26 protein-coding genes are annotated in these 22,321 nt (G+C 70.1%); 11 read left to right on the forward strand and 15 right to left on the reverse strand.

Annotation, left to right across the window (positions count from 1 at the left end; all coding sequences use genetic code 11):
• Nucleotide 1: 1 nt before the first annotated feature.
• From QM595_RS12890 to QM595_RS12905, 4 genes are all read right to left on the reverse strand, one after another.
• Nucleotides 2–1,030 (reverse strand): amidohydrolase family protein, encoded by a 1,029-nt coding sequence (locus QM595_RS12890; protein WP_415171963.1) that lies wholly within the window; start codon nucleotides 1,028–1,030, stop codon nucleotides 2–4.
• Nucleotides 1,020–1,883, reverse strand: a complete 864-nt coding sequence (locus tag QM595_RS12895) for an alpha/beta fold hydrolase (protein WP_415171964.1) — start codon at nucleotides 1,881–1,883, stop codon at nucleotides 1,020–1,022. Before QM595_RS12895 ends, QM595_RS12890 begins: the two co-directional genes overlap by 11 nt.
• 71 nt (nucleotides 1,884–1,954) lie before the next feature.
• On the reverse strand, nucleotides 1,955–2,713 hold the full coding sequence (locus tag QM595_RS12900; protein WP_415171965.1) for a 3-hydroxybutyrate dehydrogenase: 759 nt from the start codon (nucleotides 2,711–2,713) through the stop codon (nucleotides 1,955–1,957).
• 140 nt (nucleotides 2,714–2,853) lie between these two features.
• Nucleotides 2,854–3,630 (reverse strand): IclR family transcriptional regulator, encoded by a 777-nt coding sequence (locus tag QM595_RS12905; protein WP_415171966.1) that lies wholly within the window; start codon nucleotides 3,628–3,630, stop codon nucleotides 2,854–2,856.
• Nucleotides 3,631–3,698: 68 nt separating this feature from the next.
• Here QM595_RS12905 and QM595_RS12910 point away from each other — a divergent pair, with 68 nt between their 5' ends.
• The 4 genes from QM595_RS12910 (at nucleotide 3,699) to QM595_RS12925 (ending at nucleotide 8,183) form a co-directional block, all read left to right on the forward strand.
• A complete protein-coding gene (locus QM595_RS12910; protein WP_415171967.1) occupies nucleotides 3,699–4,496 on the forward strand; it encodes a 2-keto-4-pentenoate hydratase in 798 nt (265 codons plus the stop codon).
• Nucleotides 4,497–4,518: 22 nt separating this feature from the next.
• Entirely contained in the window at nucleotides 4,519–5,466 is a 948-nt protein-coding gene (locus QM595_RS12915) for an acetaldehyde dehydrogenase (acetylating) (RefSeq protein WP_415171968.1), read from the forward strand.
• A 1-nt stretch (nucleotide 5,467) separates the two neighbouring features.
• A complete protein-coding gene (gene dmpG / locus QM595_RS12920; RefSeq protein WP_415171969.1) occupies nucleotides 5,468–6,496 on the forward strand; it encodes a 4-hydroxy-2-oxovalerate aldolase in 1,029 nt (342 codons plus the stop codon).
• A gap of 91 nt (nucleotides 6,497–6,587) precedes the next feature.
• Nucleotides 6,588–8,183, forward strand: coding sequence for a DHA2 family efflux MFS transporter permease subunit (locus tag QM595_RS12925; protein WP_415171970.1), 1,596 nt, complete (start codon nucleotides 6,588–6,590; stop codon nucleotides 8,181–8,183).
• A gap of 9 nt (nucleotides 8,184–8,192) precedes the next feature.
• Here QM595_RS12925 and QM595_RS12930 read toward each other — a convergent pair whose 3' ends face one another.
• The gene (locus tag QM595_RS12930) at nucleotides 8,193–10,283 is read right to left on the reverse strand and encodes a RecQ family ATP-dependent DNA helicase (protein WP_415171971.1); all 2,091 of its coding nucleotides are present in this window, start codon (nucleotides 10,281–10,283) and stop codon (nucleotides 8,193–8,195) included.
• Nucleotides 10,284–10,432: 149 nt separating this feature from the next.
• Between QM595_RS12930 and QM595_RS12935 the strand changes: the two genes are divergently transcribed.
• The 6 genes from QM595_RS12935 (at nucleotide 10,433) to QM595_RS12960 (ending at nucleotide 12,978) form a co-directional block, all read left to right on the forward strand.
• On the forward strand, nucleotides 10,433–10,651 hold the full coding sequence (locus QM595_RS12935) for a type II toxin-antitoxin system VapB family antitoxin (protein ID WP_415171972.1): 219 nt from the start codon (nucleotides 10,433–10,435) through the stop codon (nucleotides 10,649–10,651).
• Between the two features lie 2 nt (nucleotides 10,652–10,653).
• Nucleotides 10,654–11,061, forward strand: a complete 408-nt coding sequence (locus QM595_RS12940; protein ID WP_415171973.1) for a PIN domain nuclease — start codon at nucleotides 10,654–10,656, stop codon at nucleotides 11,059–11,061.
• A gap of 102 nt (nucleotides 11,062–11,163) precedes the next feature.
• Entirely contained in the window at nucleotides 11,164–11,535 is a 372-nt protein-coding gene (locus QM595_RS12945) for a hypothetical protein (protein ID WP_415171974.1), read from the forward strand.
• 18 nt (nucleotides 11,536–11,553) lie between these two features.
• Nucleotides 11,554–12,072, forward strand: coding sequence for a collagen-like protein (locus tag QM595_RS12950; RefSeq protein WP_415171975.1), 519 nt, complete (start codon nucleotides 11,554–11,556; stop codon nucleotides 12,070–12,072).
• 129 nt (nucleotides 12,073–12,201) lie between these two features.
• Entirely contained in the window at nucleotides 12,202–12,453 is a 252-nt protein-coding gene (locus QM595_RS12955; protein WP_415171976.1) for a hypothetical protein, read from the forward strand.
• Between the two features lie 309 nt (nucleotides 12,454–12,762).
• The gene (locus QM595_RS12960; protein WP_415171977.1) at nucleotides 12,763–12,978 is read left to right on the forward strand and encodes a TOBE domain-containing protein; all 216 of its coding nucleotides are present in this window, start codon (nucleotides 12,763–12,765) and stop codon (nucleotides 12,976–12,978) included.
• Between the two features lie 115 nt (nucleotides 12,979–13,093).
• On the opposite strand, the gene QM595_RS12965 is transcribed toward QM595_RS12960, so the two are convergent.
• The 10 genes from QM595_RS12965 to QM595_RS13010 form a co-directional block, all read right to left on the reverse strand.
• Nucleotides 13,094–13,498, reverse strand: coding sequence for a TOBE domain-containing protein (locus tag QM595_RS12965; protein ID WP_415171978.1), 405 nt, complete (start codon nucleotides 13,496–13,498; stop codon nucleotides 13,094–13,096).
• 93 nt (nucleotides 13,499–13,591) lie between these two features.
• Nucleotides 13,592–14,512: an ABC transporter ATP-binding protein gene (locus tag QM595_RS12970; protein WP_415171979.1), complete on the reverse strand. Its 921-nt coding sequence runs from the start codon at nucleotides 14,510–14,512 to the stop codon at nucleotides 13,592–13,594.
• Nucleotides 14,509–15,219, reverse strand: coding sequence for an ABC transporter permease (locus QM595_RS12975; protein WP_415171980.1), 711 nt, complete (start codon nucleotides 15,217–15,219; stop codon nucleotides 14,509–14,511). Before QM595_RS12975 ends, QM595_RS12970 begins: the two co-directional genes overlap by 4 nt.
• Nucleotides 15,216–15,551, reverse strand: coding sequence for a DUF2149 domain-containing protein (locus tag QM595_RS12980; protein ID WP_415171981.1), 336 nt, complete (start codon nucleotides 15,549–15,551; stop codon nucleotides 15,216–15,218). The genes QM595_RS12975 and QM595_RS12980 overlap by 4 nt, the downstream gene beginning before the upstream one ends.
• Entirely contained in the window at nucleotides 15,548–16,210 is a 663-nt protein-coding gene (locus tag QM595_RS12985) for a MotA/TolQ/ExbB proton channel family protein (RefSeq protein WP_415171982.1), read from the reverse strand. Before QM595_RS12985 ends, QM595_RS12980 begins: the two co-directional genes overlap by 4 nt.
• A complete protein-coding gene (locus tag QM595_RS12990; protein WP_415171983.1) occupies nucleotides 16,207–17,442 on the reverse strand; it encodes a PKD domain-containing protein in 1,236 nt (411 codons plus the stop codon). The genes QM595_RS12985 and QM595_RS12990 overlap by 4 nt, the downstream gene beginning before the upstream one ends.
• A 47-nt stretch (nucleotides 17,443–17,489) precedes the next feature.
• Nucleotides 17,490–19,133 carry a substrate-binding domain-containing protein gene (locus tag QM595_RS12995; protein ID WP_415171984.1) on the reverse strand — a complete coding sequence of 548 codons (1,644 nt, stop codon included), beginning with the start codon at nucleotides 19,131–19,133 and terminating at the stop codon, nucleotides 17,490–17,492.
• 64 nt (nucleotides 19,134–19,197) lie between these two features.
• Complete coding sequence (locus QM595_RS13000) at nucleotides 19,198–19,626, reverse strand: DUF779 domain-containing protein (protein WP_415171985.1); 429 nt, start codon at nucleotides 19,624–19,626, stop codon at nucleotides 19,198–19,200.
• A 16-nt stretch (nucleotides 19,627–19,642) separates the two neighbouring features.
• Nucleotides 19,643–21,166 carry an aldehyde dehydrogenase gene (adh, locus tag QM595_RS13005; RefSeq protein WP_415171986.1) on the reverse strand — a complete coding sequence of 508 codons (1,524 nt, stop codon included), beginning with the start codon at nucleotides 21,164–21,166 and terminating at the stop codon, nucleotides 19,643–19,645.
• Nucleotides 21,167–21,302: 136 nt separating this feature from the next.
• Nucleotides 21,303–21,563 carry a helix-turn-helix domain-containing protein gene (locus tag QM595_RS13010; RefSeq protein WP_415171987.1) on the reverse strand — a complete coding sequence of 87 codons (261 nt, stop codon included), beginning with the start codon at nucleotides 21,561–21,563 and terminating at the stop codon, nucleotides 21,303–21,305.
• Nucleotides 21,564–21,678: 115 nt separating this feature from the next.
• Here QM595_RS13010 and QM595_RS13015 point away from each other — a divergent pair, with 115 nt between their 5' ends.
• Nucleotides 21,679–22,320, forward strand: coding sequence for a hypothetical protein (locus QM595_RS13015; protein ID WP_415171988.1), 642 nt, complete (start codon nucleotides 21,679–21,681; stop codon nucleotides 22,318–22,320).
• Nucleotide 22,321 lies beyond the last annotated feature (1 nt).

Here is a 22,321-nt window from a genome sequence, read left to right on the forward strand (position 1 = left end):
GCTATGAATTGCTGAGACTCGGGTCCCGGTGCCGCTGGAGCAGGCCGTGCCCCCGATATGTCGCCCGCGTCGTCTCCGAGTCGAGACGCGCGCGGGCGACCGACCCGGCCGCGGGGCTCTCCCGCGCCGCGAACGGGTAGTCGCTCCCGATCACCACGCGGTCGGCGCCGAATCGCGCGAGGAGGAACTCGATCGTCGCCGCGTCATAGGTCAGCGAGTCCACCCATATTCCTGGCGCGTAGTCGCTCGGCGCGCGCCGACACCGCTGCTGACCCGACCGGGACTGAAGCTCCCAGCCCTTGTCCATGCGCGGCAGGAGTTGAGCCAGCGCGCCGCCGCCGTGCGCCAGGCATACCCGCAGGTCCGGCCAGCGATCGAAGGCCCCGCTCGAGATCAGCATCGCCGCCGCGGTCGCGGTCTCCGTCGGCATCCCGACTCCGAAAGTCAGCCCGTACGGGTCGAGCCGGGACGCTCCCGGTACGGCGGTGGGATGGATGAAGAGCAGCGCCCGCAGTTCCTCGGCCGCCTCGAAGAAGGGCGCATGACTCGCCTCCGCGAGCTCGCGGGGGCCTACCGTCGTACCGATCTCGACGCCGAGGAAGCCCAGCTCGTCGACGCACCGGCGCAGTTCCTCGACCGCCAGCGAGACGTCCTGGAGCGGCACCGTACCGAGTGCCCGGAAGCTGTCCGGCCGCCGCGCCACCATGTCGGCGAGGAAGTCGTTCTGGGCGCGAGCCAGGACGGCGGCACCCTCGGCCGGGGCGTCGTAGCAGAGCGTGACGGGGATGGGCGAGAGGACCTGCACCGCGACGCCCTCGGCACGCATGTCCTCGAGCCGGCGTTCAGGTCGCCAGCAACGATCATCGATCTCGCGGAACGGCCGCCCCGCCACCGAGATCTCGGCCGTGGCGTCGCCGGTTCGGCTCACGCGCGGCCACCTCGCGTAGGAATAGCGCTCCAGATCGGGCAGGCTCGGCGCGATCGCGTGCGTGTGGAAGTCGACGACGAGGGAGCTACCGCTAGCGGGCACGGTCGGCTCCGCGGCTGAGGAAGCCGGTCACGAGAGCGTTGAACGAGGCCGCGTGCTCGATCTGGGTCCAATGACCACACTTGCTGAAGAGGTGGAGCTCGGCGTTGGGGATCAGTTCAAAGAGTCGCAGCGAGGAGTCGACCGGGATGACCCGATCGTCGCTGCCGTGCAGCAGCAGGGTCTCGTGCGGCAGCCGCGCCAACCGGTCCTCGGCGATCGCCAGCTTGTCGACCACGGCCTGGTAGGGCGTGGGGAACATCTCCTCGAACGCCTCCTGGACACCCGGCCTGACCGAGGCCTCGTACCTGAGCTCGGCCAGCTCGTCGGTGACGCGCGAGCGGTCATAGGCGAAGAGATCCATCATCGCCCGCATGTTCTCGACCGAGGGCTTGTATCCGTAGACCCGCGCGAGCCCCTCGGTGGCCACGAACCGGTGGCCCGCGCTGCCCATGAGCACGAGTCGATCCACACGATCCGGATGCTCCGTCGCCAACCGGAGGGCGAGGCCGCCGCCGAAGCTGTTGCCCACGACGGAGGCGGTCGGAATCTCCAGCGCGTCCAGCAGATCGACGAGGTGCCGGAGCCAGGTCTCCGGCGAGTAGCTGATGCCGGCGGGACGCTCGGTGTAGCCGAATCCCAGGATGTCCGGCGCCACCACCCGCATCGTCCTCGCCAAGGCGGGGATCGTCGCCCGCCAGTTCGCCCACGCCGACACCCCGGGGCCGGACCCGTGCAGAAGGACGACAGTGTCAGCTCCGGCAGCCGCGGTGTCGATGTCGTGGACGTTCGTCAGGATGCCGCCCGCATCGATCATGCGGCCGATCTCGGGGTTGGAATCTGCGTTGTCGGTCATGCTCGTCTTTGCCGTCCTTCTCGGTTCGCGCGGTCGTTGGTTGAGGGTTGGGTGAGGTCCTGGTCGGGCCACTAGGTCGCTGCCCAGCCGCCGTCGAGCAGGTAGGAGGCGCCCGTGATCGACGCGGTTCCGGGCCCGCAGAGGAAGGCGACGAGGTTGGCCACCTCGTCGGGCAAGATCAGCCGCTTCACCGGGGTACGCGTCAGCAGCACGTCCCGTACGACCTCCTCGGCCGGGACCTGGTGGTGTTTGGCCTGATCGGCGATCTGCCCGTCGACCAGCGGCGTCCGCACATAGCCCGGACAGACCGTGTTGCTCGTGACTCCCTTGGCCGCGCCCTCGAGCGCGATCACCTTGGAGAGGCCCTCGATGCCGTGCTTGGCGCTGACATAGGCGGCCTTGAACGACGACGCCCGGTGGCCATGGACCGAGGAGACATGCACAAGGCGGCCCCAGCCTCGCTCGTACATGCCGGGGAGCACCGCCTTCGCCAGCAGGAACGGCGCGTGCAGCATCAGCCGATGCACCTGCTCGAACCGCGCCCAGTCGAACTGCTCGACCGGCGCGACATGTTGGACGCCGGCGCAGTTCACCAGGATGTCCACCCGCCGGCGTGACAGTTCGAGAGCCTCGATCGCGGCGGGGTCGCAGAGGTCGACGACGAGCGCCTCCCCGCCAATATCCGCAGCGACCGCCCTGGTGCCGTCGAGGTCGACGTCAACCACGACGACGTACGCTCCCTCGGCCGCGAGCCTGGTGGCGATCGCTCGCCCGATGCCGCTCGCTGCTCCCGTCACGACGGCGGTCAGGTTGTCGAAGTGGTTCCGCACGCCTTGCAGGTTAGGGCGATGACAACGCCATCATCCGTGGGCGGACGCACACGCTTTTTCCTGCCATATGTGGAGATCTCCATGGGCGTGATCTCTACGGCCCGTCCTGTCCGCCCGAGCCGGGGGCCGACCTCGGTCGGTCACATCGACCGCGTGGTTCGGGCGAGGATGTTGGCCAGAGCGGTGGTCGCGGCGCGGAGCGCGGCACCGTGCGCCTCCGGGCGGAAACGTCCGACGGGGCCGGTGATGCTGATCGCGGCACGGGCGGTGCGGCCGTCGGCATCGAGCACCGGGGAGCCGACGCAGAGCAGTCCGGGTGTGGACTCCTCGCGCTCGAAGGCGAGGCCGGTCTCCAGCACCGCGTCGAGCTGGCGCCGCAGCAGGCCGGGGGCAAGGAGGGTGTGCGGGGTACGCCGCTCCAGCGGTCCGGCCAGCACCTGCCGCCGCAGGGTCGGATCGGCGTAGGCGAGGAGCACCTTGCCGATCGCGGTGCAGTGCATGGGCATCCGTCCGCCGGGGCGTGAAGGCGCGGAGACCTGCCGGTGGCCGCCGATCTTGGCGACGTAGACCACCTCGCTACCCTCCTGGACGCCGAGATGGACGGTCTCATGGGTGCGCTCGTAGAGATCCTGCAAGTAGGGCATGGCCAGTTCCAGCAGGGTGCGCTCGGTGGCCGCGCGCATACCGAGCTCGAAGAGTCCGCCTGCGAGCCGATAGCCGTGCGGCCCCTTATCGAGGAGTCGGTGGGTGACCAGGTCGCCCGCGACGCGATGGGCGGTGCCCTTGGGCAGACCGGTACGCCGCACCAACTCGGCCAGCGGGAGGACGGTGTCGCTCGGGCCGAAGGCACGCAGGATCGCCACCGCCTTGCCCAGCACGGTGGGCTCGGAACTCCCCTGGGTGTCCGGCGCGGCCACACGAAGAGCGTACCGGTGAGTGGAACGCTCACATCGAATCTGCCGAGCCGCCGGTGGAGATTGGCGGCATGACGCCGACGAACGTCCCTGACACCGTCACCGCGGCCGCCGACCGGTTACGCACCGCTGCCGCTACCGCGACCCCGGTCGAGCCGGTGCGCGACCTCATCGGCCGTGACGACGTGGCCGCTGCCTACGCGGTGCAGGAGTTGTTGACGCGGGAGCGGGTCGCGGCCGGGGCGCGGATCGTGGGTCGCAAGATCGGTCTGACCTCTGCCGCGGTGCAGGCCCAGATCGGGGTCGACCAGCCCGACTTCGGTGTCCTCTTCGACGACATGGCCTACGCGGATGGCGACACCATCGCGTACGCGAGCGTGCTGCAACCGCGGGTCGAGGGCGAGATCGCGTTCGTGCTCGCCGAGGACCTGGTCGAGGGCGATCTGGATGCCGAGCAGGTCCGCGGCGCGATCGGCTACGCGGTCGCCGCGCTGGAGGTCTGCGGCAGCCGGGTGGCGGGGTGGGACATCAGCTTCGGCGACACCGTCGCCGACAACGCCTCCGCGGGGGTGTACGTGCTGGGCACCGAGCGCAAGGGGTTGGCGGAGTTCACCCCGGTCGACGCGGCGATGACGATGACGATCGACGGCGAGGAGGTCTCCACCGGCTCCGGGGCGGCCTGTCTGGGCGATCCGATCAAGGCCGTGGTGTGGCTGGCTCGGAAGGCGCGGGAGTTCGGCGAGCCGCTGCGGGCCGGCCAGGTGCTGCTCTCCGGTGCGCTAGGGCCGATGCGGCCGATCCCCCCGGGGGCCACTGTCCAGGCCACCGTGACCGGTCTCGGCTCGGTCTCGGCCCATTTCTCCGACTGACGACGAACGAAGGACGGTCACGATGAGCAGGACGAAAGTCGCCATCATCGGGTCGGGCAATATCGGCACCGACCTGATGATCAAGATCATGCGCAACGCCCAGCATCTCGAGATGGGCGTGATGGTCGGCATTGACCGCGCCTCCGACGGCCTCGCCCGAGCCGAGAGGCTCGGCTTCGAGACCACCCACGAGGGTGTCGAGGGGCTGCTGGCCTCGCCCCGGATCGAGGAGATCGGGATCGTCTTCGACGCCACCTCGGCCGGGGCTCACGCGCGCAACGACGCCGCGCTGAGGCCGTTGGGGATCCGGATGATCGACCTGACGCCGGCCGCGATCGGCCCGTACGTCATCCCCGCGGTCAACCTCGAGGAGCATCTCGACGCGCCGAACGTCAACATGGTCACCTGCGGCGGGCAGGCCACCATCCCGATCGTCGCGGCGATCAGCCGGGTGGTGCCGGTGGCCTACGGCGAGATCGTCGCCTCGATCTCCTCCAGGTCCGCCGGCCCGGGCACCCGGGCGAACATCGACGAGTTCACCGAGACCACCTCGGCCGCCATCGTCGAGGTGGGTGGCGCCGCCCGGGGCAAGGCGATCATCATCCTCAACCCGGCCGAGCCGCCGCTGATGATGCGCGACACCGTCTTCGCGCTGGTGACCCTGCCCGGGGAGGACACCGAGACGGCGAGGTCCCAGATCGCGGACTCGATCGCGAAGATGGTCGCCGACGTGGCGGCCTACGTCCCGGGCTACCGGATGGTCCAGGAGGTCCAGATCACCGAGATCCCCGTCGACCAGCCGGTCCACACGCTCCTCCCCGAGGGCACCGAGCGTCCGACCCACCAGGTCTCGGTCTTCCTTGAGGTCGAGGGCGCGGGCATGTACCTGCCGACCTATGCCGGCAACCTCGACATCATGACCTCGGCCGCCGTCCAGATGGCCGAGAAGATCGCCGCGAAGGGGCTCTGAGGTGACCACTCCGATCTTCGTCCAGGACGTCACCCTGCGGGACGGCATGCACGCCGTACGCCATCGCATCACCCCTGAGGACGTCAAGCGCATCGTGATCGCCCTCGAGGACGCCGGCGTCGACGCCATCGAGGTCGCCCACGGGGACGGCCTCGCCGGCGGCTCGCTCAACTACGGCCCCGGGTCGAACACCGACTGGGAGTGGATCGAGGCCGCTGCCTCGGTCATGTCGAAGGCACGCCTGACCACGCTGCTGCTACCGGGGGTGGGCACCATCGAGGAGCTCAAGCACGCCTACGCGCTGGGGGTGCGGTCGGTGCGCGTGGCGACCCACTGCACCGAGGCCGACGTCTCGGCCCAGCACATCGCCGCGGCCCGCGAGCTCGGCATGGACGTCTCCGGCTTCCTCATGCTCAACCACATGGCGCCGGTCGAGGTGGTCGCGCGACAGGCCAAGCTGATGGAGTCCTACGGCGCGCACTGCGTCTACATCACCGACTCCGGTGGCCGGCTCACCATGAAGGACGTCGCCGAGCGTGCCCGGGCCTACCGCGACGTACTCGACCCCGAGACCGAGATCGGCATCCACGCCCACGAGAACCTCTCCCTCTCCGTGGCCAACTCCGTGGTCGCGGTCGAGAACGGCATCTACCGCGTCGACGCCTCCCTGGCCGGCCACGGCGCCGGCGCCGGCAACTGCCCCATCGAGGCCTTCATCGCCGTCGCCAACCTGTCCGACTTCAAGCACAACTGCGACCTGTTCAAGCTGCAGGACGCGGCCGACGACATCGTCCGCCCGCTCCAGGACCGACCAGTGCGAGTCGACCGGGAGACTCTCACGCTCGGCTACGCGGGGGTCTACTCCAGCTTCCTTCGCCACGCGGAGAACGCCGCCACCCGCTATGGCGTCGACGTCCGCGACATCCTGATGGAGTGCGGCCAGCGCCGATTGGTCGGCGGTCAGGAGGACATGATCATCGACATCGCGCTCACCCTGCGGGCCCGGGACCGACGCGACGTCAGGCGCTGAGCGGCCCCGACTGAGTGACCTTGACGACAGGTCACACGAGATTCACACAACCGAGTCGCAGTCAGTTGCTCGCAGCACCTAAAGTCGTTCGGTGACCTCCGACCTGACCCAAGACCCACCCGCCGCGGCGGCGGACGACAAGATCACCAAGGACATCCTCGTCATCGCCGGTGTCGTCGTGCTCGGCATGATCATGTCGATCCTCGACATCACCGTCGTCAACGTGGCGCTGCCCACCTTCCAGACCGAGCTGGCCTCCGACGGCGAGGAGATCGCCTACTCGACGGTCGCCTGGACCGTCACCGGCTACACCCTCGCGCTCGCCGCGGTCATCCCGGTGACCGGCTGGGCGGCCGACCGGTTCGGCACCAAGAAGCTGTTCATCGCTGCCGTCACGCTGTTCACCCTCGGCTCAGCGCTGTGTGCCACCGCCTGGAGCATCGAGTCGCTGATCGCCTTCCGCGTCATCCAGGGCTTCGGCGGCGGCATGCTGATGCCGCTCGGCATGATGATCATGACTCGGACCGCCGGCCCGCACCGGATGGGCAAGCTGATGGCGATCCTCGGCGTGCCGATGCTGCTCGGCCCGATCCTGGGCCCGATCCTGGGCGGTCTGCTGATCGACAAGGCGTCGTGGCACTGGGTCTTCCTGATCAACCTGCCGCTGGGCATCATCACGATCGTCTACGCCGCCTTCGCCCTGGCCAAGGACGAGGTGAACCCGACCGAGTCCTTCGACTTCGTCGGGATGCTGCTGATGTCGCCGGGCCTGGCGCTCTTCCTCTACGGCATCTCCTCGATTCCCGAGACCGGCACCGTGGCCGCGACCAAGGTGCTGGTCCCCGGCATCATCGGGCTGGCGCTGATCGTCGCGTTCGTGTTCTGGTCCTTCCGTCCCGAACACCCGCTGCTCGATCTGCGGCTGTTCCACGACCGCCAGTTCACGGTCTCGATCATCACCATGTTCCTCTTCGCAGGCGCCTTCTTCGGGGCGCTGCTGCTGGTGCCCACCTACTTCCAGCAGGTGCGTGGCGAGTCGGTGCTGAAGGCGGGCCTGCTCGTCGCGCCGCAGGGCCTGGGCGCGATGTGCGTCATGCCGATCGCCGGCGTACTGGCCGACAAGCTCCCCGTCGGCCGGATCGTGCCGTTCGGATTCATCGGCATCATCGTCGGCATGGCCGGCCTGTCGACCAGCACCTCCCCGGACACCCCGATCTGGCACATCTGCGCCTGGCTCTTCGTCATGGGCCTGGGCATGGGCGGCACCATGATGCCGATCTTCACCGCCGCGCTGCGGACCCTCACCGCGCACGAGGTCGCCCGCGGCTCCACGCTGCTCAACGTGATCCAGCAGATCGCCAGCTCGGCCGGGGTCGCGGTGATCTCGGTGGTGCTGACCAACAAGCTCAACGGCTCCGACGCCGTCACCGCGGGGACGGTCCTCACCGAGGCGCAGACGAGCCCTGACAATGTCGACCCCACCGCCCTGCAGCAGGCCCAAGCGGTCATGGAAAGCCTGGGCGACAAGTTCCAGTCGACGGTTCTCTCCGATATGGGCAACGCGTTCCAGACCAGCTATGTGGTGGCGCTGATCATCCTGGCGGTCACCCTCATCCCGGTGGCCTTCCTCCCGCGCAAGAAGGAAGAGGGCCTCGACGCCCCCCAGCACACCCCGATGATGCACTGACCGTAGTCCCTAGGAGTCGACGGCGACGACGAGCGGGAGCACCGCCTCGGCGCCCTGCTGTCGCAGCGCCTCCGCCGCCAGGGTGACGGTCCAGCCGGTGACCAGGCGGTCGTCGACGAGCAGCACCCGACCGGTGGCGCTGCCCCGCAGCTCGAACCGGCGCGTCACCGCCTGCACCCGCTGGGCGGAGTTGACCGCGCCCCGGCCGGGCTCGACGCCCGGGTCGAGGATCGCGAAACTGCCGACGACCGGCACCCGGAGGTAGCGGGACAGCCCGGCGGCCAGGTCGGCGACCAGCTCCGGACGACGGGCAGACTCCACCTGGACGATGCCGTCGACCTTCGGCTGCCACTCGCCGAGCACCTCGATCATCGCCCGGACCAGCGGCACCGGCACCGGGCCGTCGGGGGTGGTGTCGCGGAAGAGCTCGCGCAGCTGCTGGCCGCGGCCGAGGTCGGTGAGCCGGGCGATGGCGCGGCCCTCCTCGGGCGGGTTGGCGATCCGGCCCTTGCGGCCGGTGAGTCCGGTGGGCCACATCTTCTTCGGCTCCAGGACGACGCCGGGGCGGCTCAGCCGCTGCTCGGCCTCGGTGATCGCCGCCTGACTGACCTCGGTCGACAGCGTGAGACCCCCGCAGTTGTCGCAGCGGCCGCAGTCCGCGGCTTCCGGGTCGTCGAGCTGCTCGCGCAGGAAGCGCATCCGGCACGCGGTGGTCTCGAGATAGCGCAGCATCGCCTGCTGCTCGATCGTGCGCGCCTCGGCCACCCGGGCATAGCGCTCGGTGTCGTAGACCCACTCCCGGCCGGTCGACTCCCAGCCGCCCTGCACCCGGCGCACCGCGCCATCGACGTCGAGCACCTTGAGCATCGTCTCCAGCCGGGTGCGGGACAGCTCGACCATCGGCTCCAGCGCCTGGGTGCTCAGCGGCCGACCGGCCTCGGCGAGCACTCCCAGGGTGCGGTGGACCAGCTCCTCGCGGGGGAAGGCGAGCGAGGCGAAGTAGGCCCAGATGTCGCGGTCCTCGACGCCGGGCAGCAGCACCACACTGGCGGAGCCAGTGATACCACGGCCGGCGCGGCCGATCTGCTGGTAGTAGGAGACCGGTGACGACGGCGCACCGAGGTTGACCACGAACCCGAGCGGGGCGTCGTACCCCATGCCGAGGGCGCTGGTCGCCACCAGCGCCTTGATCCTGCCCTCCGCCAGCGCCTGCTCCAAGGCCTGGCGCTCGGCGGTGTCGGTCTGTCCGGAGTAGGCGTGCACGTCGTGGCCGCGCTCGCGCAGGTAGCCGGCGACCTCCTGGGTGGCCGCCACAGTCAGGCAGTAGACGATGCCGGAGCCGCGCTGCTCGGCAAGGTGGTCGGCGAGCCAGGCCAGTCGCTGCTCCGGCGTCCTGAGCCGTACGACGCCGAGGCGGAGCGACTCGCGATCGAGCGACCCTCTCAGCACGAGTACGTCCCCCAAAGCTCCGGCGGCGGAGCCGAGCTGCTCCGCGACATCGGCGGTGACCCGGGCGTTGGCCGTGGCGGTGGTCGCCAGCACCGGGATGCCGGCCGGGAGGTCGCCGAGGAGCGTGCGGATGCGGCGGTAGTCCGGCCGGAAGTCGTGCCCCCAGTCGGAGATGCAGTGCGCCTCGTCGACGACCAGCAGACCGCACTCGGCGGCCAGCCGGGGCAGCACGGCGTCGCGGAAGCCCGGGTTGTTGAGCCGCTCCGGGCTGACCAGCAGCACGTCGATCCCACCGGCGTGGATGGCCTCCTCGATGGCCGACCACTGCTCCAGATTGGTGGAGTTGATGGTCGCGGCGCGGATGCCCGCCCGCTCGGCGGCGGCGATCTGGTTGCGCATCAGCGCCAGCAGCGGGCTGACGATGACCGTCGGCCCGGCACCGGCCTCGCGCAACAGCAGGGTGGCCACGAAGTAGACCGCCGACTTGCCCCAGCCGGTGCGCTGGACCACCAGCGCCCGCCGCTTCTCCTCCACGAGTGCCGCGATGGCCGACCACTGGTCCTCGCGCAGCACCGCGTCGTCGCGCCCCACGAGCGCGCGCAGATGTCCCTCGGCCCGGTCTCGCAGCGTGGTCGGGGGTGTCGCGGTCATGCCGACGTGTCTACCAGCCGAGGCCGACAGGCCCGCGCGGTCATCCACAGCGAAGCGAGCTTTCCACAGTCTCCTGACAACTCAGTTGTGCCCGACCCGGCCATGACGGAGCATGAGGGCGACGCACATAGGAGGTGTAACGTATGCACATGACACGCACCAACATCGACATCGACGATGAGCTGGTGGCCGAGGCGATGAGGCGATTCGGCCTCAAGACCAAGCGCGAGGCGGTCGATCTCGCGCTGCGAAAGCTGGTCAAGCCACGGATGACGCGCGAGGAGCTGCTCGCACTCAAGGGCATCCTCGGGCCCGACGACTGGGACGACAGCGTGCTCCACATCGTCGACCGTCCACCGGAGTGGTGAGAATGCAGCTCGTCGACACCTCGGCGTGGATCGACTATCTCCGCAATGCCCCGACCAGAGCGACAGATGAGGTCACGAGGCTGGTCGAGGACGACCAGAGCCAGGTCGTCATGTGCGACCCCGTCGCCATGGAGCTGCTCAGTGGTCCCACCCGACCCCACGCATTGCGCGAGATGGAGGAGCTGGTCGAGCGCATCCCATCGCTCCCCATCGTGCCGGATGAGGACTTCCGCAACGCGGCGGCGCTGTTCCGCGCGGCCCGCCAGATGGGCGTCACACCTCGCAACCAGGTCGACTGCCTCATCGCCGCGATCGCCATGCGACACGATGTCGAGGTCGTCCACAAGGACGCCGACTTCGAGGCGCTCGCGGAGGTCACCGGCCTCAGGCACACATCGCTGCGGGCTTAGTCGCTGGTCCATCCCGCTTGTGGCCCCACGCATGGTGGTGATTCGAAGTAATGGCACTCGCACGATGCCTCGGTGGCGGGGACGCCGTTATGGTCGGTCCGCATGGGGGACGCGGGCATCCTCGAGGGCGTGCTGAGCGACCTTCCGGGCGGTCGCAGCGAGCGGGCACGGCAACGTTGTGAGGCCGGCGTCGCGGCCGGAGACCCGGTGGCGCTCGCCCTCACCGCCGTCGCCGACTTCTGGCTCGGCGACTTCGCCCAAGCGACCTGTCACGCCTTCCGAGCGGTGGACGGTGCGACGACCGACGAGACGCGGGGCCTGGCGCTGGCCGCGCTCGCGCTGGCCCGGGCCGGTGACGCCGACTGGCCGGGCGAGGATCCGCTGCCGGAGGCACTGGCACTCGTGGAGCAGGGCGGGCAGGGCCCCTGGTGGGAGGCGGTCCGCTATCTCGTCACCGAGGCCCGGCGTCCATGACGCCCCAGGTTCCGCGGCATGAACCTTCGTCGACCCTCCACCGGCACCGTCCTCGGCGCCACCGCCCTCGTCGTCGCCCTGGCCGGCACCGGCACCGCCGCAGACGCCGCCAAGCTCATCTCCGGCAATACCATCAAGCCCAACACCATCACCACCAAGCAGATCAAGGACGGCACCCTCACCGTCGCCGACCTCGCCCCCGGCACCCTAGCCACAGGCAGCACCGGACCCGCGGGGCCTGCGGGACCCAAGGGCGCGACCGGACCCGCCGGCGCCAACGGGGTGAGCGGGTTCCAGACTGTGCAGGCGACCTCACCCAGCGTCGCCAGCGGTGCCGTGGCCACCGCCATGGCGAGCTGTCCGACAGGCAAGAAGGTGCTCGGAGCGACGGCCTGGTGGAGCACCGTCGACGCCGCAGTCCAGATCTATCCGCATTTCGCCACCTCCGAGACCACCTACGTCGCCAAGGACAAGAACCCCGGCACCGGCAGCGACGCGATCACCCTACAGATCAACTGCGCAGCCGTCGCTCCCTGACGAGTCACCTCAGTGCGGTGGATCCGAGTCACCATCCGGCACGGATCCACCGCACTACGCCGTCTGGTTACGTCTGATCCCGACTGCGGCGGCGTCGAGGGCAGTCCCGGCATCAGCGGCTACCAGATCGTGTCGAACGTCGTCGTGGTGGGAGCCGGCGGCTCCGCCAGCGTCGGAGCGGCCTGCCCGGCCGGGAAGTCCGTCTTGGGCGGCGACGCCTATACGACCGCGGCGGCGGTCGCGGGGCACGAAGTCCAGGGCTATCCGGTCTTCGGCACCCCCGATACCTACTACGGCCGACTGGTCAACTCGAGCGCGACAAGCACCAGCCTCATCGCGATTGCGATCTGCGGGGTCAAATGGTCATCTCCGGAAGACTGATATGCGCGGGTTGGTTACCGCAGGACGGTGGTTCGGCTGGAGCGTTTCCGCGTGTCTAGCAACGAGCGTCGCCCTGGGTAAGGCTGCTCATAGTGGTGTCGCGGGTTGCTCCTCGCACTGTCACCTGCCTGTCGGGGCCGGGCCAAGCAGATCGAGGGCCGGGTCAGCCGGTCATCGCTGCCACGCAGGGCGTCGAGCAGCGACGGCGCCGCGATCCGCTCGGCTCGGTTGGTGGCGGCCTGACGCCGAGCCTCAGCGATCGCTGTCGGCACCCTTTCCTTGGCACCGTCGGGACGTCACGATGGGCTCATGAAGCTCTCGACCCGCAACCAGCTCGCCGGCACCGTCGTCGCCATCACCGCCGGCGAGGCCATGGCCGTCGTCAAGGTCCGCCTGACCGGAGGCGACACCATCGTCACCTCCTCGATCACCCGCGAGGCGGTCGAGGATCTCGAGCTCGCCGAGGGCAAAGAGGTCGTCGTCCTGATCAAGTCGACCGAGGTCGGCCTCGGCGTCGAGGACTGACTGCAGCCGCCCCGCCCTCCGCAAGATGTCACCGTGAAACTTCGCGCTGTTAGCGACACGTCGGATCTGTCACTCTCGCCCCAAGATGTCACGGTGACATCTTGGGCACGCCCGGTCAGGACCGTCGCCGGATCGGCCGCGGCGGCTCGGTCTCTACGACGACGTTGGTGGACTTCACGACCGCCGTGGCTGCCACTCCCGGCTCCAGGCCTAGGTCGTCGGCGGCCTCCCGGCTCATCAGCGAGACCACGCGATAATCACCGCACTGCATCTCGACCTGCGCCATGACGCCGTCGCGGATCACCGATACCACCACGCCAGCGAACCGGTTGCGCGCACTGGAGGAGCGCTCACTGCCGTTGCTGGTGGCAACCAGCCGCTTGAACTGGTCGGAGCTGAGCACCCGCTGGTTGCCTCGGCGCTCGAACTCGATCCGCCCCTCGGCCTCCCAGCGACGCAGCGTGTCCACGCTGACGCCGAGAGCTGTCGCGACCTCGCCGATGCGCACGTAGTCGGCCACGACTCGCATCCTACGGGGAAGACACCGCGTCAGTTTGCGACCGGTCACCGGGTTCGGGGCGTCAGTTTGCGACCGGTCACCGGGTTTGAGATGTCAGTTTGCGACCGGTCGCGGGGGTGGGGGATAGGCGACGGAGTGGTCGATGCGCAGCCGGACCTCCTCGCCCACCCTCAGGTCGCTCGTGGGGGACAGGCAGCGCAGCGTGCCGCCGTCGGTGGCCAGCTCCAGCCGGGCGCCGTCCTGCAGCCGGAGCACCCCGGTCACCGTCGCCTTGAGGTCGCCCTGGGGGTCGAGGTGCACCCAGGCCGACCGAGTCAGCCAGCGGCCGCCGTCGAGCTCGCCGTCGTAGCCGAGGAAGCGGGCGACCTCGGCGGTCGGCGGCTGCCGCAGCAGCGCGTCGGGCGGGCCGTCGGCGACGATGCGACCGGCCATCAGCACGACCACCCGGTCCGCGAGTGCCCAGGCGTCGGCCCGTTCGTGGAGCACCACGATGACTGCCTTGGCCGCCCGGCGCAGCGCCGACGCGGCGTCCTCGACGAGGGCGGCGTGGGTCTCCGGGTCCAGGCCGGCGAAGGGCTCGTCGAGCAGCAGCAGGTCGGGACGTACGGCGATGCCCCGGGCCAGGTGGACACGGCGCCGTTCGCCGCCGGAGAGCGTGGTGGCGTGACGCTTCGCGAGGTGCTCGGCCCGTAGGTCCGCGAGCGCCTGTTGGGTGCGCCCCCTGCGCTCCCGCCGCGGCACCCCCCACCACGCCTGCGCCAGGTCGACATTGGCCCGCACCGACCGCGATGCGAGCCCGGGCGTCTGCAGCACGGTGGCCACCCGACCACCCCGCTCGAGCGTCCCGGTGGCCGGGATAATGCCGCCGATCGCCTCCAGCAGCGTCGACTTCCCCGCCCCATTGGGCCCCAGCAGCGCGACGACCTCGCCCTCGCGGATCTCCAGGTCGAGCGCATCGATGACGGTACGACGCCCCCGGCGCACGGCGACGCCGGCCAGCCGGAGGATGCTCATGCTGCCCGCACTCGTCGCTTGCCGGCGTACTGCAGCACGGTCAGCGGCGCGGTGAGCACCAGAATCAGGGTGAGCAGCACCATGCCGATCGCCAGCGCGCTGGCGTAGCGGCCGGCCCCGACCTCGGCGAGCGCGGCGCTGGCCAGCGTCTGGGTGCGCCATTCGGTGTTGCCCCCGATAATGGCGACCGCCCCGACCTCCGAGAGCGACGCGCAGGCGGCGGCGATCACCGCCGCCAGGACCCCGATGCGACTCTCCCACAGCACCAGCAGCGCTACCCGGTGCCGGCGCGCGCCGAACGCCCGCGCCTGCTCCGCCAGCCCCGGCGCCACCTCCCGCACCGCCGCCACGGTGAGGGCGACCACGACCGGCAGCGCCAGGATCGCCTGGGCGACGTAGACGCCCCGCATCGTGAAGGCCAGGCCGGTCCACCCCAGCGGCCCGACCCGGATCGTGAGCACGAGGAGTACGACGCCCACGATGACCGGCGGCAGCCCCAGGCCGGCGTTGGCCAGGACGACCAGCGGGCCACGGCCGCGGAACCGGCCCAGGCCCAGCGCCAGTCCGACGGGGAGCCCGACGGCGACCGCCACCACCGTCGCGACCAGGGTGACCCGCAGCGTGACGTCGATCAGTCCCCACAGGTAGGGGTCGTGGTCGAGGATCAGTCGCCACGCCTGCTGGAGTCCCTGCCAGAAGAACCTCATGGCGTCGCGGCCTGGCTGGGCGACTGGCTGGGCACGACGTAGACCAGGGTGCCGTCCTCGAGCCGGTAGACCGTGCCGACCTCCTCGCCGCTGCCGATCACCGTCTCCCCGTCGGTCGGCACCGGGCCGGTGGCGTCGCCCGGCTCGACGGTGACGGCGTCGGGGTCCAGGCCCCGGTCGGTGATCGCGTCGGAGAGGTTGAGCGAGGCGAGCGCGGCCAGCAGGAAGCCCACCGCCAGCACGATGCCGAGGTCGAAGAGGTTGACCAGGCCGTCGAGCGGGTCGCCGGCGCGGTCCTCGCGGTTGCGCGCCCGCGGGCTGACGGTGATCACGCGGACGCCTCCCCCGAGAGCTGCGAGGAGGGGTCCGGAGCCGGGTCGGTGAGCACGGCCGCGACGTACTCGAGGTCGGAGTGGTCCTGGGCGTAGATCCGGTCGCGGGCCAGCGAGAGGGCGAACGCGGCGGCGCCGACCAGGAGCCCGAGCACGGTGATGCTGAACGCCAGCCGGAGGTTGTCGGCCAGGGTCTCGACGTCGCCGTTGGCGAGACCCTCCAGCGCCGGCGAGAGCGGGATCAAGGTGCCCATCAGCCCGAGCGCCGGGCCGAACCGCACCAGCAGCCGGGTGCGGGAGAGCCGCCGCTGGCCGTCGAAGTCGAAGTCGGCCAGCTGCTTGGCGAGCCGCGGCTCGGAGCCGGGCTTGCCGGCCTCCCGCGCGAAGGCGGTGAGCACCCCGGCCATCTGCCGGCTCCACGCCACCGGGACCAGCGCGGCCTCGACGCTGGCCCGGTCACCGTCGTGGAGCGCGGCGCGGGCGACGGCCGCCGCCCGGGCGAGCTCGGGGAAGCTGCGGCGGTGGCGGCGGATCCGCTCGACGACGAACGCCCCGGTCTCGTAGATCACCGCGGCGAGCGCGGCGAGGGCCAGCAGCACGACCGGCAGCTCCAACGCCTCGGCGACCGTGAAGACGGCTTGGTAGATGTCATCGATCACGGCCACATCCTCCCGCGTCGGCGCCACCACCGCGGGCGGGCCTCGGCCAGGGCCCCCAGCCCGAGCAGAAGTACGCCGGCCCCGACCCCGCCGGACCAGCCCGGCAGTCCCCACGACCCGGGGACCTGGCCGCCGCGGGCCGCGGCCGCGATCTGCTCACCGCCGGCCGCGGGCGCCTGCCCGGCGGCGACCAGCACGACGCCCTCGATCCGGTCGCCGGCCGCAGTGGCGGTGGGCTCGGCCGAGGACGACGCCGACGCGGTCGCGGTCGCGGTCGCGGTCGCGGCGCTCGCGGTGGCGCCGGAGCTGGCTCCGGTCGTGGCACTGGCCGTGGCGCCGGCGGTCGGGCCGGTGGCGGTGCTTGCCTTGCCGCCCTGGTGGCGGCCGCCGGACTTGGTGGGGCCGACGCTGGGCGCGGCGGAGGTGGCCACCCCGTCGCCGGCGGTCGCGGTGGCCGTCGCGGACGCCGCCTCGCCGACGGTGACCTTGACCGCGTCGGCGCGTCCGACGGCGTTGCTGCCGGTCACCGTCAGGTTGACCCAGTAGCTGCCGGCGTCGGTCCAGGCGTGGGTGGGCGCCGGGTCGGTCGAGCCGGTGCCGTCACCGAAGTCCCACGCGTAGGTCAGGGAGGTGCCCGGCTCCTCGTCGAAGGAGACCGAGAGCGCCACCGCGTCGCCGAGGCTCGGCGTGAGGTCGTCGGCGTCGATGACGGGGTTCAGCAGCTCGCCGGTGGTGTGCACCATGACGTGCAGCGCACCCCCGTCGGCGGTGGCGAAGTAGCCGCCGTAGTTGGGGTCGGAGGAGACGTTGACGTCCTCGGAGGAGCGCAGCGGGCGGATGTAGGTGAGCACCTCGCCGTCGCCGCCGGAGGGGTAGACGACCGGCTCCAGTCCGCCGGCGAAGCCGTTGGAGCCGGCCGCGCCCAGCTCGCCGGCCGCCAGCCGGTGGGCCACGCCGGAGGTGTCGAGCACCTCGGTGTAGGTCACCGAGTCGGGGTCGACCGGCACCGCGGCCACGACCGCGCGCAGCGAGGTGGCGGCCGCCACGCTCAGGCTCTGCGAGGCCCCGGAGCTCTCCCTCAGCACGAAGGACTGGTCGAACACGTCCTCCAGAGCGAGCAGCTCGTCGAGGTCGAAGGTGGTCGTCGACCCGGTCTCGGCCACCTCGACGACCACGCAGGGGCCCTCGCCGCCGCAGCCCGAGGCGGCGTACGCCGGAACGGGCCCGGCCACGCCCGCGAGGGCGAGGCCGAGCCCGGTCAGGAGAGGGGCGATCCGGCTCAGTGTTTGAACTTCTTCGTCAGCTTGCTGCTCGTCGCGACAAGGTAGCTACGGTTGGTATAGACGACCTGATACTTCCACCTGCCGGACCTGGCCTTGATCTGGAAGGAGAAGCTGGACCTGCCCTTGGCCAGCTTCCGGGTGCCGAGCAGCTTCGGCTCCTCGTTGCCCTTCTTGCCCCAGACCTGGAGCTTGGCGCCGGCGGTGGCCACCGGGCCGACCTTCCCGCTCAAAGTGATCTTGCGGTGCCCCGTGTCCGCCCACGAGGCCTTCAGCCTGACCGAGCCGCTGAGCGCCACCGCCGCCGACCCTGGCTGCAGGATGTCGGCGAAGACCGGGGTGAGGGTCGGCACCTCCACCTTGGTGAGCTGGTCGGTCGTGACGGTGTAGAACTGCAGGGCCTTGGCCTGGTAGGCGATCTTGTAGTCGCCGTTGGCGTCGGTCGTCGCGGTCGCGACCTGGGTCGGGGTCACGCCGACCTTCCTGGTGGCGAACAGCCTCACCGTGACGCCGTCGAGCGCCGGCGTACCAGGCACGACGTTGCTCACCGTGCCGGTGACGACGACGCGCTTCTTGCCGAGTTTGACGTGCGCGCTGGCGGTGACCTCGGGGGACGCCGAGGGCAGGAACGGCGCGTCGCCGGTGTCGTTGAGGTAGTTGTTGACCGCGGCCTGGCCGGCGGAGGAGGTCAGCCAGTCGAGCCAGGCCGTGGCGCCGGCGAGGTTGATGCCGGCTTTGACGTCGCTACTGAACATGTCGGGGTTGATGGCGTAGGCGTGGAAGGAGTTGACCAGGGCCGGGATCCCGCCGCGGGCGGTGTCGGCGTTGTCGCGGGTGACGATCTGAAGCGTGTCCAGCGCGCCGGTCGAGTAGAGGTACTGGAACGTGCCCCGGTCGGTGAAGGTGTAGCAGTCGGGCGTGCCGCTGACGTAGCTGTCCGTGCACTCGTTGGCCGCCTGGATGTTCGGGGCCTGCTTGCGGTCCCCGGAGTTGTACCAATCGGGGAAGGTGATGGTGTCGGGGCAGTCGCCGGTCGCGCTGGCCGGGGCCTCGCCGCCGCCGTAGGTGCTGCTGACGGTGCACTTGGTGACCAGGGTGTCGTCGGTCAGCGCCCAGATGGCGTGCTCCTGCACGGTGGTGCCGGAGCCGAAGGAGGTGCCGCCGCGGGAGTAGAAGTGGGCCTTGCCCGCCTCCCCGGCGGCGGCGATCTGCTCGAAGGCGGTCGCGATGTCGTGGGTGCTGGAGGTGAGCACGCCGGCCGGGTCGCTGGCCGGGCCGAGCAGCACGAAGTCGCCCCAGAACACCGCCCGGCCGTAGGACTCCGCGGACCAGCCGTCGGCGACGTACTGGTTCTCGACGCTGGCGGCGTGCACCATCAGGGCGTCGTAGTTGCCGGTCTTGGAGAGGGTGATCGCGTTGAGGGTGGCGCTGCCGGTGTAGCTGACGTCGTACTGCGGGTAGGCAGCCTCGAACAGCGGCTTGAGGTAGTCGAAGAGCTTGGAGTCCGACACGTCGCTGGTGCCCACGATGTCGAGTTCGGTGGTGTCGGCGCGGGCCGGCGGGGCGGCGAGTGCGAGCAGGCCGGCGACGAGGACGGAGCTGAGGAGGGCGGCGAGGCCGCGGCGGCGATGCTGAGATTTCACCGTGACTGCTTATCACGGATTGGCCTAGGTATTACCTAGGCAGGAGCGATCTCTTACCAAGCCGTTACAACTTCTGTCCGGCCAGCAGGGCCGACTCCTCGTCGGTGAACAGCCGCGACCGGATCAGGAAGCGTTTGCCGGTCGGACCCTCCAGGGAGAACCCCGCGCCCCGGCCGGGGACCACGTCGATGGTCAGATGGGTGTGCGACCAGTAGCCGAACTGCTCTCGCGACATCCACACCTCCACCGGACTCCGCTCGTCTTCTGGATCGAGTCCGACGTCGAGGTCACCTAGGTGTACGTCGGCGTCGCCGGTGAGGAACTCGCCGTACGGGTAGCACATCGGCGAGGAGCCGTCACAGCAGCCGCCGGACTGGTGGAACATCACCCGGCCGTGCTGGGCGGTCAGCTCGCGGATGAGCTCCGCCGCGGCGGGGGTGACGTCGACGCGTCGTACCGTCTCCGCCACCCCCGCTTCGAGTGGGTCGGGCATCAGAAGAGCGCCCCCATTAGAAGAAGCCCAGCGCGTTCGGCGAGTAGGACACCAGCAGGTTCTTGGTCTGCTGGTAGTGGTCGAGCATCATGGCGTGGTTCTCGCGACCGATGCCGGAGGACTTGTAGCCGCCGAAGGCGGCGTGGGCGGGGTAGGCGTGGTAGCAGTTGGTCCACACCCGGCCGGCCTGGATCTCGCGGCCCGCCCGGTAGGCGGTGTTGCCGTCGCGCGACCAGACGCCGGCGCCGAGGCCGTAGAGGGTGTCGTTGGCGATCGACATGGCGTCGTCGAAGTCGTCGAAGCCGGTGACCGAGACGACCGGGCCGAAGATCTCCTCCTGGAAGATCCGCATCTTGTTGTTGCCCTCGAAGATCGTCGGGGCGACGTAGTAGCCGCCGGACAGGTCGCCGCCGAGGTCGACCCGCTCACCGCCGGTGATGACCCGGGCCCCCTCCTGCAGGCCGATGTCGATATAGGACAGGATCTTCTCGAGCTGGTCGTTGCTGGCCTGCGCGCCGATCTGGGTGGCGACGTCGAGCGGGTTGCCCTGCACGATCTTCTTGGTGCGGTCGGTGGCCGCGGACAGGAACGGGTCGTAGATGCTGTTCTGGATCAGCGCCCGGCTCGGGCAGGTGCAGACCTCGCCCTGGTTGAGGGCGAACAGCGCGAAGCCCTCCAGCGCCTTGTCCTGGAAGGCGTCGTCCTTGTCCAGGACGTCCTCGAAGAAGATGTTCGGGCTCTTGCCGCCGAGCTCCAGCGTGACCGGGATGAGGTTCTGGCTGGCGTACTGCATGATCAGCCGGCCGGTGGTGGTCTCGCCGGTGAAGGCGATCTTGCGGATCCGGCTGGAGGAGGCCAGCGGCTTGCCGGCCTCGACGCCGAAGCCGTTGACCACGTTGACGACGCCGGGCGGGAGCAGGTCGGCGATCAGCTCGACGAGCAGCATGATGCTCGCGGGGGTCTGCTCGGCAGGCTTGAGTACGACGGCGTTGCCGGCCGCCAGCGCGGGGGCGAGCTTCCAGACGGCCATCAGCAGCGGGAAGTTCCACGGGATGATCTGGCCGACCACGCCGAGCGGCTCGTGGAAGTGGTACGCGACGGTGTCGTCGTCGATCTGCGAGAGGTGGCCCTCCTGGGCGCGGATCGCACCGGCGAAATAGCGGAAGTGGTCCACCGCCAGCGGCAGGTCGGCGGCCAGCGTCTCGCGCACCGGCTTGCCGTTGTCCCAGGTCTCGCCGACGGCGAGCATCTCCAGGTTGGCCTCGATGCGGTCTGCGATCTTGTTGAGGATGTTGGCCCGGTCGGCAACGCTCGTCTTGCCCCAGGCTGGCGCGGCCGCGTGCGCGGCGTCGAGCGCGAACTCGATGTCCTCGGCGGTGGAGCGGGCCACCTCACAGAACACCTTGCCGGTGACCGGCGAGACGTTCTCGAAGTACTGGCCCTTGACCGGCGGCACCCACGCGCCACCGATCCAGTTCTCGTAGCGGGACTTGTAGGTGACGACGCTGCCGTCGGTCCCGGGTTGCGCGTAGACAGTCACGTTTTCCAGCCTCCGTTGGCCTTCGGTCCGGGCCCGGTTGCCCGGTTCTGGGTGGACCCTAGGAGCCGCCAGGTTGCAGCAACGTTGCGACCCAGGTCACACCCGCTTGGTCGCCGGGCGCGCCGCGGCTCGCCCCTCACAGGTCGGCGGGAAACAGATCCGCGACCGGGACACCGAGGGCTCGAGCCAGATCGGGTAGGCGCTCGACCAACATGCTGCGCTTGCCGCCCTCGATCTGGACCAGGAACGGACGGTCGAGACCGGCAGCCAGCGCCAGCTTCTCCTGGGTCAAACCCGCTTCTTGACGCAGCGCCCTGATCCTCGCCCCGAAGGCCGTGCGCCGACGGGCGCGCTCGTCGATCTCGCTCTGCGAGAGATAGGAGCGAGGAGTCGGCACGAAACCAAGACGTTGCCGATCTCCTACGCTAATGTCTGTTGGACTTCAGCAACAGTGGCGAGATTGGGACGCTCGAACGCACCCGAGCCCTGTCTAGACGATCGAAGGAACTCCTATGTCCTACAACGCCGGCGGTCCGGTCCCACCTCCCCTCAACCCGAGTTTCCATGCAGGGGGCACGCCCGACCCCAAGGCCGGCCGCCGCTGGTACCAGATGAAGCGGTGGTGGATCCTGATCGCCGTCGCCGTCCTCGGAATCATCGGCGCGGTAACAGGGGACGGCGGGGGCAACGACGCCGATACCCCCTCCACGACCGCCAGCACCTCCGCGACCGCCAGCACCTCCGCACCTGCTCAGGCCGAGAGCTCCCCGCCAGAGGCGGCGACGACGAGTGCGGCAGCGACAGCAGACAAGGCCGGCGGCGACGAGGCGGCGATCTCCGCCTGCCTGAAGATCGAGTCGGCGTTCCTCGAGGCCGAGACCAAGCTGGCCACGCTCAGCACGGACACCTCCAGCGCGGACGCGGCAGTCGCGGCGTGGGATCCGATCGTCGACGCGTTGCGCAAAATCGCCAAGACCGCGTCCAGCCAAGACTTCAAGGCAGCGGCCGAGCGTGCCTCCAAGGACGTCGCCGCCGTACGTGACGCCCTAGAGAAGGTCTTCGTCGCCAACGACATGAGCGCGATGAGCGACTACACGACCGCGCTCACCGCCATGCAGGAGTCCTACCCGGCCCTCTTCGAGTTCTGCGGGTAGC

It is taken from the genome of Nocardioides sp., assembly GCF_047607185.1.
Lineage (GTDB): Bacteria > Actinomycetota > Actinomycetes > Propionibacteriales > Nocardioidaceae > Nocardioides.

Bases quoted from the DNA above. Each gene is read 5' to 3' on its own strand.
- QM595_RS12895 (WP_415171964.1), bottom strand. From the start codon at position 1,883: ATGACCGACAACGCAGATTCCAACCCCGAGATCGGCCGCATGATCGAT.
- QM595_RS12910 (WP_415171967.1), top strand. From the start codon at position 3,699: ATGACGCCGACGAACGTCCCTGACACCGTCACCGCGGCCGCCGACCGG.
- QM595_RS12915 (WP_415171968.1), top strand. From the start codon at position 4,519: ATGAGCAGGACGAAAGTCGCCATCATCGGGTCGGGCAATATCGGCACC.
- QM595_RS12930 (WP_415171971.1), bottom strand. From the start codon at position 10,283: ATGACCGCGACACCCCCGACCACGCTGCGAGACCGGGCCGAGGGACAT.
- QM595_RS12935 (WP_415171972.1), top strand. From the start codon at position 10,433: ATGACACGCACCAACATCGACATCGACGATGAGCTGGTGGCCGAGGCG.
- QM595_RS12940 (WP_415171973.1), top strand. From the start codon at position 10,654: ATGCAGCTCGTCGACACCTCGGCGTGGATCGACTATCTCCGCAATGCC.
- QM595_RS12945 (WP_415171974.1), top strand. From the start codon at position 11,164: ATGGGGGACGCGGGCATCCTCGAGGGCGTGCTGAGCGACCTTCCGGGC.
- QM595_RS12950 (WP_415171975.1), top strand. From the start codon at position 11,554: ATGAACCTTCGTCGACCCTCCACCGGCACCGTCCTCGGCGCCACCGCC.
- QM595_RS12960 (WP_415171977.1), top strand. From the start codon at position 12,763: ATGAAGCTCTCGACCCGCAACCAGCTCGCCGGCACCGTCGTCGCCATC.
- QM595_RS12970 (WP_415171979.1), bottom strand. From the start codon at position 14,512: ATGAGCATCCTCCGGCTGGCCGGCGTCGCCGTGCGCCGGGGGCGTCGT.
- QM595_RS12975 (WP_415171980.1), bottom strand. From the start codon at position 15,219: ATGAGGTTCTTCTGGCAGGGACTCCAGCAGGCGTGGCGACTGATCCTC.
- QM595_RS13000 (WP_415171985.1), bottom strand. From the start codon at position 19,626: ATGCCCGACCCACTCGAAGCGGGGGTGGCGGAGACGGTACGACGCGTC.
- QM595_RS13015 (WP_415171988.1), top strand. From the start codon at position 21,679: ATGTCCTACAACGCCGGCGGTCCGGTCCCACCTCCCCTCAACCCGAGT.